General features: G+C 75.9%; 8 protein-coding genes. 2 read left to right on the top strand and 6 right to left on the bottom strand.

Annotated elements, in window-relative coordinates:
- Positions 1-19 precede the first annotated feature (19 nt).
- The 3 genes from AB0O01_RS02820 to AB0O01_RS02810 form a co-directional block, all read right to left on the bottom strand.
- On the bottom strand, positions 20-664 hold the full coding sequence (locus AB0O01_RS02820) for a nucleoside/nucleotide kinase family protein (protein ID WP_365310295.1): 645 nt from the start codon (positions 662-664) through the stop codon (positions 20-22).
- 58 nt (positions 665-722) lie between these two features.
- On the bottom strand, positions 723-1,556 hold the full coding sequence (locus tag AB0O01_RS02815; protein ID WP_365310293.1) for a methyltransferase domain-containing protein: 834 nt from the start codon (positions 1,554-1,556) through the stop codon (positions 723-725).
- Positions 1,557-1,775: 219 nt separating this feature from the next.
- Positions 1,776-2,987 carry a transposase gene (locus AB0O01_RS02810; RefSeq protein WP_365310291.1) on the bottom strand — a complete coding sequence of 404 codons (1,212 nt, stop codon included), beginning with the start codon at positions 2,985-2,987 and terminating at the stop codon, positions 1,776-1,778.
- Between the two features lie 245 nt (positions 2,988-3,232).
- On the opposite strand from AB0O01_RS02810, the gene AB0O01_RS02805 reads away from it, so the two are divergent.
- The gene (locus AB0O01_RS02805; RefSeq protein WP_365310289.1) at positions 3,233-4,078 is read left to right on the top strand and encodes an SDR family NAD(P)-dependent oxidoreductase; all 846 of its coding nucleotides are present in this window, start codon (positions 3,233-3,235) and stop codon (positions 4,076-4,078) included.
- A 29-nt stretch (positions 4,079-4,107) separates the two neighbouring features.
- Here the strand turns inward: AB0O01_RS02805 and AB0O01_RS02800 are convergent, their stop codons facing one another.
- The 3 genes from AB0O01_RS02800 to ccrA form a co-directional block, all read right to left on the bottom strand.
- Positions 4,108-5,100 (bottom strand): beta-ketoacyl-ACP synthase III, encoded by a 993-nt coding sequence (locus AB0O01_RS02800; RefSeq protein ID WP_365310491.1) that lies wholly within the window; start codon positions 5,098-5,100, stop codon positions 4,108-4,110.
- A gap of 38 nt (positions 5,101-5,138) precedes the next feature.
- Complete coding sequence (locus AB0O01_RS02795) at positions 5,139-7,031, bottom strand: fatty acyl-AMP ligase (protein ID WP_365310287.1); 1,893 nt, start codon at positions 7,029-7,031, stop codon at positions 5,139-5,141.
- Between the two features lie 69 nt (positions 7,032-7,100).
- Entirely contained in the window at positions 7,101-8,453 is a 1,353-nt protein-coding gene (gene ccrA / locus AB0O01_RS02790; protein ID WP_365310285.1) for a crotonyl-CoA carboxylase/reductase, read from the bottom strand.
- A gap of 370 nt (positions 8,454-8,823) precedes the next feature.
- Between ccrA and AB0O01_RS02785 the strand changes: the two genes are divergently transcribed.
- Positions 8,824-16,944: a type I polyketide synthase gene (locus AB0O01_RS02785; RefSeq protein WP_365310283.1), complete on the top strand. Its 8,121-nt coding sequence runs from the start codon at positions 8,824-8,826 to the stop codon at positions 16,942-16,944.
- Positions 16,945-17,090 lie beyond the last annotated feature (146 nt).

Here is a 17,090-nt window from a genome sequence, read left to right as displayed (position 1 = left end):
CCGATCCGCGCCCGGTGTCTCACATGCGGACGACCAGATCCGCCCGGTGGGCCGACGCGGCGACCGTCTCCGCGTTGCGCCGGTCGCTGCCCCCGGCCCAGGCGCGGGCGGCGGCCGGGGGTTTGCCGTGGGCGATGTGCCGGTCGACGAGCCGCTCCAGACGGACGCGGTCGTCCAACTGGAGATACCAGGCGGCGTCCAGCAGGGCCCGGACCTCGCGCCAGGGGTGGGTGTCCAGGAGGAGGTAGTTGCCCTCGGTGATCACCAGGGGGACGGCCGGCGGGACGGCGACGGCGGCGCCGATCGACTCCTCCAGATCCCGGCGGAACGCGGGCGCGTACACCACCTCGGGGCCGGGCGCGCGCAGCCGCCGCAGCAGGGCCACATACCCGGCGGCGTCGAAGGTGTCCGGGGCGCCCTTGCGGTCCCGGCGGCCGAGCGACTCCAGGACGGCGTTGCTGAGATGGAAGCCGTCCATCGGGACGAGGGCGGCGGTGGCGGGGCCGAGCGCGGTCACGAGCGCCTCGGCCAGGGTGCTCTTCCCGGCGCCCGGCGGGCCCACCAGCCCGATCACGGTCCGGGGCGACCCGGCCGCCAGGGCACGGGCACGGGCGGCGAGCGCATCGATGTCGGCGCCGACCACGGGGCGCTGCCGACCCGTCATCGGACCGCCACCGCCACCGCCACCGGCACCACCCTGGCCCTGAGTCGGCCGCAGCCGTTCACCGCGCGCCGCCGCTCGCGTCCCCGGGCCGCACGCACACCACCGCCACCAGCGTGAACGACGCGAAGAACGGCCCCTGCGACAGCCCGGCGAACCAGCGGCGCCCCCGCTCCTCGGTCACCCGGCCCTCCGCGATGGCCCGTTCCATGTTCCGGCCGAGGCCCAGCGCGTAGTCGGCGTCCTCGACCTTCCCGAAGTGCGGGGTCTCGGTGAACACCGTCTCCACCCGGAACCCCGCCCGCTCGGCCAGCCGGGGCAGCGACCGCCCGATCGTCGCGTTCCGGACCGCCACCGAGGTGGTGTACCCGGTGAACGCGCGGCTCGTCTCCAGGTCCTCGGAGTCCACTACCAGCGTGTCCCAGTCGGGTTCGGCCAGCCCGATCCGCGCGCCGGGCCGGGTCACCCGACGCAGTTCGGCGAGCACCCGCGCGGGGTCGGCGACATGCATCAGCATCCGGTCGGTCCTGGCCCGGTCCACCGCACCGTCCGCCACCGGCAGATCGTGCGCGTCGCCCGCCCGGAACTCCACACCGGCCCGGCCCGCCGTCCGTTCCCGCGCCCGAGCCAGCATGTCCGGGTCCCGGTCCACGGCGATGACCGTGCCCCGCGCCCCGGCGCGATCGGCCAGCGCGGGGAGATCCGTCCCGGGACCGCACCCGAGGTCCAGCACGGTGTGCCCGGCACGGACGTCCAGCAGATCGAGCAACCGCGCCTTGTAGGCCCGTCCGGCGTCCCGCTCCGCGGCGCGCAGCATGTAGGCGGCCTGGTCGGGGCGGGGGACGCCCAGGGAGGGGGTGGGGGAGGGGGAGGAGGTGGGTGAGGGGGTCGGCATGGGGTCAGTCAAGCACTTCGGGGGCCGGGTCGGGGGTGTGTGGGTGTGTGCGGGTCGCGGGTGGCTGGTCGCGCAGTTCCCCGCGCCCCTGAAAGCCTTGTGCTTACGTTTGTTGGGACCGTCTCCGGCGTTGCTGAAAGCCTTGCCCTCGCGTTGGTTGGAAGTGTCCCGGCGTCGTTGGGTGTCTGTCCTCGGCTCTGTTGGAAGCCTTGGCCGGGGTTACTGGGGCGTTCGGTCGGGGTGGGATTGTAAGGATTGTTCCTCTTCTGCTGCCTTGCGCAAGGTTGTTGTCCAGTCGGGGTGGGTGGCCGGGGCGCCGGGGGGTGGGGAGGTGAGGAGGCGGGTGAAGGTGCCTGTTCCCGCCCATTGGCGGAAGCGGTGGTGGACGGTCTGCCAGGCGCCGTAGCGGTCCGGCATGGTGCGCCAGGGGCTGTCGGTGCGGAAGCGCCACAGCACCCCGTCGAACTGGGCCCGCAGGCCCTCGGGGTACGGGCCGCGTTCGCCGACCGGGAGCAGTGGCTCGACCGCCTCCCACTGGGCGTCCGTGAGATCGTCCGCGGTGGGGAGGGGTGGCGGGGTGTCGAGGCCGTCCAGGAGTGCGCGGACGGTCTCCACCACGTGGCTCACCATCGCCGGGGCCGCGCCCGGCCGGGCGTGCGCGCTCATCCGGATCGCGGGGGAGCGGGGCAGACCCGCGTACTCGACCAGTCCGTCGTACCCCCGGGCGGTGGCCGCGAGCAGGGCCACTCCGAGTCCGGCGCGGGTGGCCTCCAGGACGCCGGTCAGATAGCCCGCCTCGCAGATCACCGAGGCCGGGATGGCGTGCGCGGAGAGGACCTCCAGGGCCTGGCGGCGGACCGCGCAGGGCTCCTCGATCGCGGCCAGCGGTACCGGAGCCGGTGCGGGCGGCGGGCTCCAGTCGGGCGCGGCGTACCACTTCAGCGGCAGCCCGCCGACCGGCGTACCGCCCACGGCGACCGCCTCCGTGACATACACCGCCACATCCACCGACCGGCGGTCCACGGCCTCCACCAGCCGGGCCGAGCGGTCGATGCGGAAGCGGACCTGGCAGCGCGGCAGGGTGCGCTGGACGGCCTCGGTGACGCTGGGCAGGATCTGGTCGGCGGCGTGCTCCGCGGAGCCGATGACGACGGTGGTGGGCTCGGCGCCGAGCAGCCGCCGGGCGGCCTCGTCGTGCACGCCGAGTATCCAGCGGGCCTCGTCGAGCAGCAGTCTGCCCGCCGGGGTGAACCGGGTGGTGCGTCCGCTGCGCTCCACCACCGGGCGGCCCAGGGTCTTCTCCAGCCGCCGCACATGCTGGCTCACCGCGGACTGACTCAGGGTCAGGGACTCGGCCGCCCGGCGGAACCCGCCCTCGTCCGCCACCGCCACGAGACTGCGCAGCGCGATGATGTCAAAGACCGGTCTCATGGCCGCAAGCTAGCACCAACTGATAAGTAATCACGATCACTTGACTTTCTGTGTTCCGTATTGGGGATCCTTGGGGGGCCGGGGTGCCTGTCAGCTTCGGTGGGGGGCTCGGTGGTCTGTCAAGGGGTGGAGGGGAAGCGGTCCGAAGCTGGGGATGGGGGCCGGGATCTAGGGGTTGGCCCGGCTTCGCGGCGGTGGCACCGTGCCGTCTACGCGCCCCGCCCACCCCAGCAGGAGAGACATTCATGACCCATCCCCGTACCGTCCTCGTCACCGGCAGTTCCTCCGGGATCGGCCTCGCCACCGCCGTGCGCGCCGCCCTCGCCGGGTACCGGGTCGTCGCCACCCTCCGGGACCCGGCCCGGGGCGACGCGCTGCGTGCCGCCGCCGGCGCCGCCGGGGTGGGTGAGCGACTGCGGACCGTCCGGCTGGACGTGACCGAACCGGAGTCCGTCGCCGCCGCGATCCGGGAGACCGTCGATACGCATGGGCGGCTGGACGCCGTCGTGAGCAACGCCGGGGTCGGCCGCCTCGGCACCGTCGAGCAGATCGGCGTCGACGCCTTCCGGGCCGTCCTGGAGACGAACTTCCTCGGCGCGGTCGAGCTGACCCGGGCGGCGCTGCCGCATCTGCGGGCGAGCGGGGGGCGGCTGATCGCGGTGTCGAGCCTGGGCGGACTGATCGGACAGCCCTTCAACGAGGCGTACTGCGCCGCCAAGTTCGCCCTCGAAGGGTTCCTGGAGTCGCTGGCACCGGTCGCCGCGCGGACCGGCGTGAGCGTCACCGTCGTGGAACCCGGCCCCGTGGCCAGTGAGTTCGTCGCCCGGCTCGCCCCCTCCGTCCCCGGGCTCGTCGAGTCGGCCGGGCCCTACGAGGCGGCGTTCAAGTCCTACCTGGAGGCCACCGCCGGGCTGTTCGAGCAGGCGCAGAGCGCGGACGAGGCGGCGGCCGTCGTGGTGGCGGCCCTGGACGCCGAACGGCCGCCGTTCCGGGTGCAGACCTCCGACGCGGCCCGCACCCTCGCCGCCGTGAAGCTGGCCGACCTCGACGGTTCCGCCGTCCAGTCGTTCACCGGGCCCTGGCTGGACTGACCCCCCGCGCCTTCGCCGGGTGCGGGTGGTCACGGGAGCCGCACCACCTGCGCCGCGTGCGACAGGCCCGCGCCGAAACCGACCAGCAGCGCCAGACCCCGGCGGGGCACCGCGCCCCGGGCGATGAGCGCCTCCATCGCCAGCGGTACGGACGCCGCCGAGGTGTTCGCCGTATCGACCACGTCCCGGGCCACGGCGACATGGTCCGGCAGGGACAGGTGGGCCGCCGCCGCGTCGATGATGCGCAGATTCGCCTGGTGCGGGACGAACGCCGCCAGGTCGTCCACCGTGACCCCGGCCGCCGCGAGGGCCGCCCGCGCCGCCCTCGGCACGGTCGCCACCGCCCACCGGAACACCGCCGGACCGTCCATCCGCAGGGTCGGGACGCTTCCGGCGGCCGGGGCGCCCCGCACCGGCCAGGGCGCCGAGTGGGCGATGGCCGGGTGCCGGTCGCCCTGCGAGCCCCACACCACCGGCCCGATACCGGGTTCGTCGGCCGGGCCCACCACCACCGCCCCGGCCCCGTCCCCGAACAGGAACGCCGTCCCCCGGTCCGCCGGGTCCACGATGTCCGACATCCGCTCCGCACCGGCCACCACCACATGCCGGGCGGTGCCGGACCGGATCAGCGAGTCGGCCGTCGCCAGCGCGTGGACGAAGCCCGCGCAGGCCGCGCCGACATCGACCGCGCCCGCCCCGGCCGCGCCGATCCGGTGCGCCAGCCTGGGCGCCGCCGGGGGCGACTGCTCCAGCACCGACATCGACGCCAGCAGCACCGCGTCCACCGTCTCCGGCGCCACCCCCGCCTGCGCCAGCGCCTTCAGCGACGCCGTCGCCGCCATCTCCACCACCGTCTCGTCCGGCGCCGCGAACCGCCGCGTGACGATTCCCGACCGGCGCCGGATCCAGTCGTCGCTGGAGTCGATCGCCCCGGCGACCTCGGCGTTGGACACCACCCGGGAGGGCCGGTAGGCACCCACCCCGAGCACCCGGGCACCGGGACGGGACGGCGCCGCGCGCAGGGTCCCGAGCGGCCCGTCCGCCCGCTCCCCGGCGCCGGTCACCGGGCCACCCCGATCCCGGCCACCGCCACCGACCCCCACTCGCCCTCCACATACCGGCGCCGGGTCTCCCGGCGCTGCACCTTCCCGCTCGACGTCTTCGGCAGCGCCCCCCGCCGGACCAGGACGACCGCGTCGGGCACCAGCCGCTGGCCCTCCCGCACCGCCTCCCGCACCCGCTCCCGCAGCCCCTCCGGGCCCCCGTCGCGCAGCGCGCGGCCGTCGGCCTCCACCACCAGCACCAGCAGTTCGGCGGAGCCGTCGTCCACCGAGAACGCCGCCGCGCAGTTCGGCCGCAGCGCCGGATCGGCCCCCTCCGCCGACGCCTCGATGTCCTGCGGGTAGAAGTTGCGGCCCTTGCGGATGATGACGTCCTTCAGACGGCCGGTGACGAACAGCTCCCCGGCGTGCAGGAACCCCAGATCCCCGGTGCGCAGCCAGGTGCCCCGGTGCTCCTCGCCGCTCAGCTCGGCCCGGAAGGTCCCCGCGCTCTCCTCGGCCCGGCCGTGGTAGCCGTCGGCGACACAGGGACCGGACACCCAGATCTCGCCCACCGCGTCCTCGGGCAGCCCGGCGCCCGTGCCGGGGTCGGCGATCCGGACCTCCGACGCCCCCACCGTCGTACCGCACCCCACCGCGTGCACCACCTCCGCGCCCGGACCGTCCGGACCGTCCGGTACGGCGAGCGGCCGGGCACGGCCCGCGCGCAGGGCCTCCGCGTCCAGCGGCAACAGGGTGGGCTCGCGGTCCTCCGGGCTGCCGGTGACCTTGAGGGTGTTCTCCGCCAGACCGTAACCGGGGCACATCGCCCGGGAGCGGAAACCGGCCGGGGCGAACGCCCGGGTGAAGGCGCTGACCGTGCTCCACCGCACCGGCTCCGCCCCGTTCGCCGCCACCCGCAGCGACGACAGGTCCAGCCCCTCCGGCAGCCCGCCCGCCGCGTCCCGCACACACAGCTCGTACGCGAAGCTCGGCGCCGCCGTGTGGCTGCCCCGGAACCGGGAGATCGCCTCCAGCCAGCGCCCCGGCCGCCGGATGAACGCCTCCGGGCTCATCAGATACGCCGGGATGCCCGCCCACAGCGGCAGCACCACCCCGAACAGCATGCCCATGTCGTGGAAGAGCGGCAGCCAGTTGACGACCGCGCTGTCCGCCCGGCACGGCCACAGCAGCTCCGTCTCCGCCACATTGGCCCGGAAGTTGGCATGGGTGACCCGCACACCCTTCGGGTCGCCGGTCGAGCCCGAGGTGTACTGGAGCAGGGCGATCCCGTCCTCCGCGACCGGGGGAGGGGTCCAGTCCCGGGGCGCCGGGGCGGTCGGTACATCGGTGGCGACCAGGGTGAGCCCGGCGAGCTGCGGGGTGTCGCCGAACCGTTCCTCCAGATCGCGCTTGACGGCCGTCGTGGTCAGGACGGTGGCCGTCCCGGCGTCGTCGGCGATGCGGCGCAGCCGGGTCACTCCCCGCAGTCGGGAGGGCACCTGCACGGGGGCGCCCGCCACCCCCGCGTACATGCAGGCCAGGAGAGCGGAGACGAAATCCGGGCCGGAGGGGTAGAGGAGGACGGCGGCCGGTTCCGTACCGGGCGGGGCGGCGGCCGGCTCGGTACCCGGCGGGACGGTGACCGGCTCCGTACCCGGTGGGACGGTGACCGGCTCGGTACCCGGTGGGGCGGCGAGGTGCGGCCCCGCGGCCAGCGCCCGCGCGCTCTCGTCGAGCTGACGGTAGGTCAGCGAGCGCTCGGGGGTCTCGCCGTTGCGCAGAAAGACATAGGCGGTGCCGTCGGGGCGGGTCAGGGCGCGTTGCCGCAGCACCTCGGGGAGCGTGGGCAGCGCTCCCGCTGTTCGGGGGGTGGGGGTGATGGGGGTGATGGGGGCGGTGGGGGCGGTCATGGGTGGTCGGTCCTCTTCTCGCTGTCCAAAACCTGAGCGGGGGCGGCGAAGTCCGCGGCGCGCGGGCGCTCAGCCCACGGCGGCCGGCTGCGGGGTGGCGGAGCGCAGCGGGCCGAGCCGTTCCTCGCCGAGCGCGGCACGGGTGGCCGGGTCCGTGACCCCGAGGCCGGGGGAGGGGGCCAGCGCGAGCACGCCGACCTTGCCGGTGTGCCGGTTCGTCTGCACCAGCCGGGCCGCCTCGCCGACCTCCGCCAGCGGATACACCTCCGACAGCACCGGCGCGACCGCGCCCAGCCCGACCAGACGCATCATCTCGGCGGCCTCGTTCAGATTCATGCCGTGACTGCCCACGATCCGCTTGAGGTTCATCCAGAAGTAGCGGTTGTCGAAGGAGTGCTCGTAGCCGGTGCTCGACCCGCAGGTGACGACCGTGCCGCCGCGCCGGGCCACGATCACCGAGATCCCGAAGGTCGCCCGGCCCACATGGTCGAACACCACATGCGGATCCTCGCCCAGCTCCGCCCGGATCGCCCGGCCCAGCCGCTTGGCCCGGTCCACCGTGTCCGCGCCGGCCGCGACCTCGCCGCCGATCCCGATCTCCGTGCGGTTGATCACCACATCGCAGCCCAGCCGCGCCAGCAGCTTCGCCTTCTCCTCGGAGTTGACCACCCCGACCGGAATGCCCCCGCCGTTCTTCACCAACTGCACGGCGAACGCCCCGAGCCCGCCCGTCGCACCCCAGATCAGCACGATGTCACCCTGCTTGATCCGCGCCCCCCGGTCACTGACCAGCATCCGGTACGCGGTCCCCCCGCACAGCGGCACGCACGCCGTCTCCTCCCAGGTCAGATGCCCCGGCTTGGCCAGGAGCTGACTGGCCCGGACGACGGTGTAGTGCGCCAGACCACCGAAGTTGGTCTCATAGCCCCACGCCTTCTGGTCGGCGCCGAGCATCCCGTCGTGGTGGGTCACCGGGTCCTGGTCGTCCACGACGGCCGCGTTCACCGCCACATGGTCACCGACCTTCCAGCGCCGCACCCCCGCCCCGGTCCGCACGATCACCCCGGCCGCGTCCGACCCCACCACCTGGTACGGCTGGTCGTGCCGGGCCGGATACCCGCCGCCGCGCGCGAACCGCCTGAGCGCGCCGAACGTCGACACCGGCTTGAACGTCGCCGACCAGACGGTGTTGTAGTTGATGGAGCTGGCCATCACCGCCACCAGCACCTCGTCCGGCGCGAGCGCCGGCATCGGCACCCGGCCCACCCGCAGCGAACGCCGTACGTCCGGATCCGCCTCGCCGTCGAAGATCCCGGTGTCCTCCTGCCGGATATGGGCGGCGGTGAAATCCGCCGGGACCGGCGCCCGTTCGAGTTCCTCGGCGGAGGCACCCCGCACAACCGCTTCCGTCAATGCGTCCATGGGTGGCTTCTCTCTCTGCGTCCGGTCCTTGTTTGTCACCGACGTTAGGGTGGGCCATTTCTGTACCGGAACCCCTAAGTGCCGGGGGTAGGGGTAGGGGTCGGGGAAAAGGCTTACCGGGGGGTGGGCGGGGGTGGGGGTGGTCCGGGCCGGTGGCTGAAATGCCTGGCCGGGGCGGTGGGGTGGGGTTCTAGGGGGAGGGTAGGGGTGGGCCCGGCGAATTCCGTGCGGCGAGAATGGGGACGCGGATCCGGTGAAGTGCCGGGCGAATTCCGGTGCCTGGTGAATCATCGGCGGCAACGGGATGGATGCAGCGGGAAATTGTCCCGTCCGGAATGTCGAGCAAGCTGGAAAGGGGTCGGCGAGAAGGATGACCACCACTCCCGTCGCCGTGATCGGAATGGCCTGCCGGTTCCCCGGCGCACCCGACCCGGACGCCTTCTGGGACCTGCTGAGCGGCGGGGCGAGCGCGATCGGGCCGGCGCCGAAGGGGCGTGATGCGGGGGGCGGGGCCGGGGGTGGTAGCCGAGTTCCCGGTGAGCCCCGGGACGGCGTTCCCGGTCCCGGCGTTCCCGGTTCCGGCCCCGGCACTGGCCCCGGCGTTCCCGGTTCCGGCACGGGCCCCGGCCCCGGTCTCCCCGGTGAGCCCCGGGACGGCGTCCCCGGCGGATTCCTCCCCGACGTCCACCGCTTCGACGCCGCCTTCTTCGGGATCGCCCCGCGCGAGGCCGCCGAGATGGACCCGCAGCAGCGGCTCGTCCTCGAACTCGCCTGGGAGACCCTCGAAGAGGCCGGGATCGTGCCCGCCGCCCTCGCGGGCACCCCCGTCGGCGTCTACCTCGGCGCCATGGCCCACGACTACGCCACCCTGCGCCACCGCCCCGGCGCAGCCCCCCTCACCCGCCACACCCTCACCGGACTCAACCGGGGCCTGCTCGCCAACCGCGTCTCCTACACCCTCGGACTGCGCGGCCCCAGCCTCACCGTCGACTCCGCCCAGTCCTCCGCCCTGGTCTCCCTCCACCTGGCCCACCGCGCCGTCCGTGACGGCGACTGCGCGCTCGCCCTGGCCGGTGGCGTCAACCTCAACCTCGCCCCCGACAGCACCACGGCCGCCGCCCGCTTCGGCGGACTCTCCCCTGAGGGCCGCTCCCACCCCTTCGACGCCCGCGCCAACGGCTATGTCCGCGGCGAGGGCGGCGGCCTCGTTCTTCTCAAACCCCTGGCCGCCGCCCTCGCCGACGGCGACCGGGTGCACGCCGTGATCCTCGGCAGCGCCGTCAACAACGACGGCGCCACCGACGCCCTCACCGTGCCCAGCGCCGAGGCCCAGCAGGACGTGGTGCGCGCCGCGCTCCGTGACGCCGGGATCGCGCCGGACGCCGTGCAGTACGTCGAACTGCACGGCACCGGCACCCCCGTGGGCGACCCGGTGGAGGCGGCGGCGCTCGGCGCGGTGTACGGCACCGGCAGGCCCGCCGAACAGCCCCTGGCGGTCGGGTCGGTGAAGGCCACCATCGGCCATCTGGAGGGCGCCGCCGGAGTCGCCGGACTGCTCAAGACGCTGCTCGGCCTCCGCCACCGCGCACTGCCCCCGACCCTCGGCCACGAGATACCCCACCCCCGGATCCCGCTCGCCGAACTGGGCCTGCGGATCCCGGTCACCCGGGAGCCCTGGCCGCACCCGGAGCGACCGCTGATCGCCGGGGTCAGCTCGTTCGGCATGGGCGGCACCAACTGCCATGTCCTGCTGGCGGAGCCGCCCCCCGTGCCCACGGCGGCGAGCACCGCCCCCACCCCGGACACCCCGGAAGCCACCCCCCTCACCCCCTGGCCCCTCTCCGCCGCCACCCCCGCCGCGCTGCGCGCCCAGGCCGGGCGGCTCGCCGCGCACCTCCGCGCCCGGCCCGCACTGGCCCCCGACGCCGTCGGCCACGCGCTCGCCACCACCCGCACCCACTTCCCGTACCGCGCGGTCGCCCTCGGCACCGGCCGCGAGGACCTGCTGCACACCCTGGACGCCCTCGCCGCGGGCGAACCCGCCCCGGCCGCCGTACAGGGCCGCGCCCCCGCGCCCACCCCGCCCGCCGCCCTCGCCTTCCTCTTCCCCGGGCAGGGCAGCCAGCGGCCCGGCGCGGGACAGGGCCTCTACACCACGACCCCCGCCTTCGCCGAGGCGCTCGACGAGGTCTGCGACCTGTTCGGGCCTTACCTCGACCGGCCGCTGCGGGACGTCCTGTTCGCCGCCCCCGGCACCCCCGACGCCGCGCTCCTGGACCGCACCCGCTACACCCAGGCGGGCCTGTTCGCGCTGGGCACCGCCCTGTTCCGGCTCCTCGCCCGGCACCTGCCCGCCCCCGACGCCGTCCTCGGCCACTCCATCGGCGGACTCACCGCCGCCCATGCCGCCGGGGTCCTCACCCTCCCCGACGCGGTCACCCTCGTCGCCGCCCGGGGCCGGCTCATGGAGGAGGCCCGCACGGACGGCGCGATGATCGCCGTCGAGGCCACCGCCGACGAGGCCGCCCCCCTGCTCGCCGACCACCCCGGCAGGCTCGCCCTCGCCGCCGTCAACGGACCGCGCGCGATCGTGATCTCCGGGGACCGGGACGCGGCCGGACAGGTCGCCGCGCACTTCGCCGGACTCGGCCGCAGAACCCGGCGGCTGACGGTCAGCCACGCCTTCCACTCCCCGCACATGGACAGCGCGGCCGACGCCTTCCGCCGGACCGCCGCCACCCTCACCCTGCGCCCGCCCGCCCTCACCGTCCTCTCCGACCTGACCGGCCTCCCTGCCACCCCCGCCGAACTCACCTCCCCCGACTACTGGGCCGAACACCTCCGCCGCCCCGTGCGCTTCCACGACGCCGTCCTGCGCTCGGCCGCGCAGGGCATCACCCACTACGCGGAACTCGGCCCCGGCAACGTCCTCACCACCCTCACCCGCACCTCCACCGCCGGGCACGCCACCACCGCCGTCCCCCTCCTGCGCCCCGCCCGCGACGAACGCCTCTCCCTGCTCACCGGCCTCGCCGAACTCCACGTCACGGGGACGCAGACGGACTGGACCGGGGACGTGGACGGGGATGAGCACAGGGACAGGGGCGGGCACGGGGGCCGGGACAGGCCCGCCCCCCGGGTGCCGCTGCCGACGTACGCCTTCCAGCGGCAGCCGTACCACTTCGCGGCGGCCCCGCCCACCGCGCTGCCGGAGACGCCGGACGCGCCAGCGACCACTGTCACCCCGGCGGCCCCGCCCACCGCCCCGCCGGAGACGCCGGACACAGCAGAGACGCCGGATACGCCGACCACTGTCACCCCGACCCCGCCCCCGGCCCGCCCCGCCGACCCGCTCGCCCTCGTCCGGGCCGCCGCCGCCGAGGTGCTCGGGCTCCCCTCCGCCCACGAGGTCGACCCGGCCCGCACCTTCAAGGCGCTGGGGATGGACTCCCTGGGCGCGGTGGAGTTCGCCGACCGGCTCTCGCGCGCCGCAGGCACCGAACTGCCGCCGACCCTCGTCTACGACCACCCCACCCCCCTCGCCCTCGCCGCCCATCTGACCGCCCCGCCCCCCGCGACGGCCGACGCGCCCGTGGCCGCCGACGCCGACGACCCCATCGCCGTCGTCGCCACCGCGGGCCACTGGCCCGGCGGAGCCGGCACCCCCGAGGACCTCTGGCGGCTCCTGCTCGACGGCACCGACGCCACCAGCGCCTTCCCCGTCAACCGGGGCTGGGACGAGGACCTCTACGACCCCGACCCCGACCGGCCGGGCCGCTCCACCGTCCGGCGCGGCGGTTTCCTCCACGACGCCGACCGGTTCGACGCCGACTTCTTCGGGCTCACCCCGCGCGAGGCCGAGGCCATGGACCCGCAGCAGCGGCTGCTCCTGGAGACATCCTGGGAACTGCTGGAGCGGGCCGGGATCGACCCCGCCGCACTGCGCGCCACCGCGACCGGGGTCTTCGTCGGCGCCTCCCAGCAGGAGTACGGCCCCCGGCTGCACGAGGCCACCGGCACCGGCGCCGGATACCGGCTCACCGGCTCCGGCGTCAGCGTCGCCTCGGGCCGGATCGCCTACACCTACGGCCTCGAAGGGCCCGCGCTGACCGTCGACACCGCCTGCTCGTCGTCGCTGGTGGCGCTGCATCTCGCGGTGCGGGCGCTGCGCTCCGGCGAGTGCGGGCTCGCCCTCGCGGGCGGGGCGGCGGTGATGGCGACGCCCGGGATGTTCACGGAGTTCAGCCGCCAGCGCGGGCTGGCCCCGGACGGCCGGTGCAAGCCGTTCGCCGCCGCCGCCGACGGTACCGCCTGGTCCGAGGGCGTCGGGCTGGTCCTGCTGGAACGGCTGTCCGACGCCCGCCGCGCCGGACGCCGGGTGCTCGCCCTGATCCGGGGCAGCGCCGTCACCTCCGACGGCGCCAGCAACGGCCTCACCGCCCCCAACGGGCCCGCGCAGGAACGCGTGATCCGGCAGGCCCTCGCCGACGCCCGGCTCACCCCGCACGACATCGACGCCGTCGAGGCCCACGGCACCGGCACCACCCTCGGCGACCCCATCGAGGCCCGCGCCCTGCTGCGGACCTACGGCCACGAACGGTCCCCGGACCGGCCCCTGCGCCTCGGCTCCCTCAAGTCCGCCATCGGCCACACCCAGGCCGCCGCCGGGATCACCTCCGTCATCACGATGACGCAGGCCCTGCACCACGGGACGCTCCCCGCGACCCTCCACATCGACCGCCCCACCCCGCACGTCGACTGGAGCGCCGGTACGGTCGAACTGCTCACCCGCACCACCCCTTGGGCGGCCCCGGACGGCCGACCCCGCCGCGCCGCCGTCTCCGCCTTCGGCATCAGCGGCACCAACGCCCACCTGATCCTCGAAGAGGCACCCCCGGAGGACTCCGGGATCCTGGAAGAGGCGCCCCAGGTGGACTCCGGGGCATCGCAGGGGGGCCTTGACGGGGCATCCCCGGCGGACGCCGGTACCTCCTCCCCGGACACACCGGCCCCCGCCCCCATCCCCCTCCCCGTCCCCTGGATCCTCTCCGCCCGCACCCCCGAGGCCCTCCAGGACCAGGCCGCCCGCCTGGCCACCGCCCTCGCCGAGGCAGGCACCCCCGCCACCGCCCCCGGAGACCTCACCCCCGGCGACCTCGCCCCGCGAGACCTCACCCCCGCCGACATCGCCCACGCCCTCGCCCGCAAACCCCGCTTCGAGCACCGGGCCGTCGTCGTCGGCCGTGACCCCTCCGCCCTGCGCGCGGCCGTCGGCGCCCTGCCCGGCGGCGGGGCGGACCTCCCCGCGGGCCGGGACGGCGAGGGGACGGCACTCGTCGTACGGGGCCGCTCCACCGCCCCCGGCAAGCTCGCCTTCCTCTTCACCGGCCAGGGCAGCCAACGCCCCGGCACCGGACGGGAGCTGTACGCCGCTCATCCCGTCTTCGCCGCCGCGCTCGACGAGATCTGCGCCGCGCTCGACGCCCACCGCCCCGCGTCCGCCGCCCCGCTCCGGCAGACGCTCCTCGCGCAGACCGCCGACGCCGCCCGGGAACTCGACCGCACCCGCACCACCCAGCCCGCCCTGTTCGCCCTGGAGGTGGCGCTGTTCCGGCTGCTGGAGTCCTGGGGGGTGCGGCCCGATGTGGTGGCCGGGCACTCGATCGGTGAACTCGCCGCCGCCCACTGCGCGGGCGCCCTCTCCCTCGCCGACGCGGCGGCACTGGTCACCGCCCGGGGCCGGTTGATGCAGGCCCTGCCGGACGGCGGCGCGATGGCCGCCCTGGAGGCCGGTGAGGACGAGGTGCGGGACGCGCTCGCCGGGATGACGGACCACGTCGGGATCGCCGCCGTCAACGGGCCCTCGGCGACGGTGATCTCGGGGACCGCGCCCGAGGTGCTCGCCGTCGCCGAACGCTTCCGCGCCCGGGGCCGCCGCGTCCGCGGGCTCCGCACCAGCCACGCCTTCCACTCGCCGCTGATGGACCCGGTGACGGAGGAGTTCGGGCGGCTCGCCGACGGCCTCACCGCCCGGCCCCCGCACACCCCGCTGCTCAGTGCCCTCGACGCCACCCTCCACACCGGGGACCGGCCCCTGCCGTCCGGCCACTGGGCCGCCCACCTGCGGGGCACCGTCCGCTTCCTGGACACCGTACGGGCGCTGGCGGCGGACGGGGTGACCGCCTATCTGGAGCTGGGTCCGGACGCGGTGCTCACCGCGCTGGCCCAGGAGGCGCTGCCCGCCGCCCCGGACGGCGACGACACCCCCCCGCCCGCCCTCGCCGCCGTCCTGCGCCGGGACCGCCCGGAGCCGGAGACCCTGCTCACCGCGCTCGGCACCGTCCACACCCGGGGCGCCGAGGTCGACTGGAGCGCCGTCCTGGGCCGCCCCGGACCGAGCCGGACCATCCTGCCGACCTACGCCTTCCAGCGCCGCCGCCACTGGATCGAGGCGCCCGCGCCCCGGCCCGCCCCCGGCGACGAGCGCTTCTGGGACCTCGTCCGGCGCGGGGACGCCTCCGACCTCGCCGGGGCGCTCGGACTCACCGGGACCGGACAGCGCGCCGCCCTGGACGCCGTCCTGCCCGCGCTGGCCGCCTGGCGGGACGGGCGGGACGACGAGAGCCACGGCTGGTGGCACCGGGTGCGCTGGCAGCCGGTCGCCGTACCGGCCGGGGAACTCCGGGGCCGCTGGCTGCTGTTCGGGACCGAGGGGGCGGCGGACGGATGGGGTCCGCTGCTGGAGCGGGCGCTCACCGGGGCCGGGGCGCGGGTGGAGCGGGTCGCGGTGCCGGTGGACGGCGCCGACCGGGCCTCGCTGACCCGGCTGCTCGGCGAGGCCGTCGGCCGGGACCCGGACCGGCCGGTGTCCGGGGCGCTGTCCCTGCTCGCCCTGGACACCGCCGCCGACCCGGCGCTGCCCGCCCTGCCGCGCGGCCTCGCCGCCACCACCGCCCTCGCCCAGGCATGGGACACGGGCGGCGGGGGCGGACCCCTCTGGACGCTCACCCGCAGGGCCGTCACCACCGGCCCCGACGACGACGGGGCGCCCGACCCGGGCGGCGCGGCCGTCTGGGGGCTCGCCGTGGTCGCCGCCACCGAGACCCTTGGCTGGGGCGGGATCGTGGACCTGCCCGAGCGGGCCGACGCCCGCGCCGCCGCGCAGGTCGTGACCGCCCTGACCGGCCGTCACCGGGAGGCCGAACTCGCCGTCCGCCCGCAGGGGCTGCTCGCCCGCAGGCTCGTCCCCGCCCCCGACGACGGCCGCCCCGCCCGGCGATGGCGGCCGACCGGCACGGTCCTGATCACCGGTGGCACCGGCGCCCTCGCCCGCCACACCGCCCTCGACCTGGCCCGCCGGGGCGCCGGCCACCTCCTGCTGCTCAGCAGGCGCGGCCCCGACGCGCCCGGCGCCACCGCCCTGCGCGACGAACTCACCGCCCTCGGCGCCCGGGTCACCCTCGCCGCCTGCGATGTCGCCGACCGCGCGGCCCTCGCCCGGGTCATCGCCGCCGTGCCGCCCGAGCACCCCCTCACCGCCGTGTTCCACACGGCCGCCGTCCTGGACGACGCCCCGCTCGACGCCCTCACCCCGGCCCGTCTCGACCGGGTGCTCCGGGTGAAGGCGCTCGGCGCCCGCCACCTGGACGACCTCACCAGGGACCTCGACCTGAGCGCGTTCGTGCTGTTCTCCTCGGCGACCGGCGTCCTCGGCACCCCGGGACAGGCCAACTACGCCCCCGGCAACGCCTGCCTCGACGCCCTCGCCCAGCGGCGGCGGGCCGCCGGGTTCCCGGCCACCTCCGTCTCCTGGGGGCTGTGGGCGGGCGACGGGATCGCCGGGGAGGAGAGCGGGCGGGTCGCCCGGCGCGGGCTGCTGCCCATGGCCCCCGAGGGCGCCCTGCGCGCCCTGCGACGGGCCCTCGACCGGGACGAGACCCATGTCGTCGTCTGCCGCGCCGACTGGCCCGCCCTCGCCGCGCTCCGCGCCCACCCCCTCCTCGAAGAACTGGTCGCCGGGGGACCGGACACCGGGCACGGCTCCGGGGAGCCGGAGCAGCGGGCCGGGCTGGCCGCCGAGCTGTCGGCGGCCCGGGACGCGCACGAGCGGCGGCGTCTGCTGCTGCGGTTCGTCCGCACCCAGGTCGCCGAGGTGCAGGGCGGCCGGCCGGCCGACTCCGTCGATGTCCACCGGGGCTTCAAGGCACAGGGCTTCGACTCCCTCACCACCGTCGAACTCCGCAACCGCCTCAACCGGCACACCGGCCTCAACCTCCCCACCACCGTCGTCTTCGACCACCCCACCCCGCGCGCCCTGGCCGACCTCCTGTACGAGCGGCTGGCCCCACCGGAGCCGGAGGCACCGGCGGCGGAGCAGGTACCGGAGAAGGTACCGGCGGCGGAGGACCCGGGGGATGTCTCCGACGCGCTCTCCGCCGCCACGGACGACGAACTCATGGACTTCATCGGCAAGGAACTCGGCATCTCCTGACGCCGACCCCGGCATCGAACCGATGCCGACCCCGGCAACGGCCCGAGGCCGACCCCGGCAAGAGACCGAAGCCGACCCCGGCCCCCACACCTCACCGACGCCGGCCCGGCATCCCCTGACACCGGCTCGGCACTTCCCGAGCGGCA

Origin of the sequence: Streptomyces sp. NPDC093252 (assembly GCF_040683675.1) — a bacterium.
In the GTDB taxonomy this organism is placed as follows: Bacteria; Actinomycetota; Actinomycetes; order Streptomycetales; family Streptomycetaceae; genus Streptomyces.
The sequence above is the reverse complement of the archived record's forward strand: the minus strand, read 5'-3'. Positions and strand labels throughout refer to the sequence as shown.

Coding starts and splice junctions, on each gene's coding strand:
- AB0O01_RS02795 (WP_365310287.1), bottom strand. CDS start 7,031: ATGACCGCCCCCACCGCCCCCATCACCCCCATCACCCCCACCCCCCGA.
- AB0O01_RS02805 (WP_365310289.1), top strand. CDS start 3,233: ATGACCCATCCCCGTACCGTCCTCGTCACCGGCAGTTCCTCCGGGATC.
- AB0O01_RS02810 (WP_365310291.1), bottom strand. CDS start 2,987: ATGAGACCGGTCTTTGACATCATCGCGCTGCGCAGTCTCGTGGCGGTG.
- AB0O01_RS02820 (WP_365310295.1), bottom strand. CDS start 664: ATGACGGGTCGGCAGCGCCCCGTGGTCGGCGCCGACATCGATGCGCTC.
- ccrA (WP_365310285.1), bottom strand. CDS start 8,453: ATGGACGCATTGACGGAAGCGGTTGTGCGGGGTGCCTCCGCCGAGGAA.
- AB0O01_RS02815 (WP_365310293.1), bottom strand. CDS start 1,556: ATGCCGACCCCCTCACCCACCTCCTCCCCCTCCCCCACCCCCTCCCTG.
- AB0O01_RS02785 (WP_365310283.1), top strand. CDS start 8,824: ATGACCACCACTCCCGTCGCCGTGATCGGAATGGCCTGCCGGTTCCCC.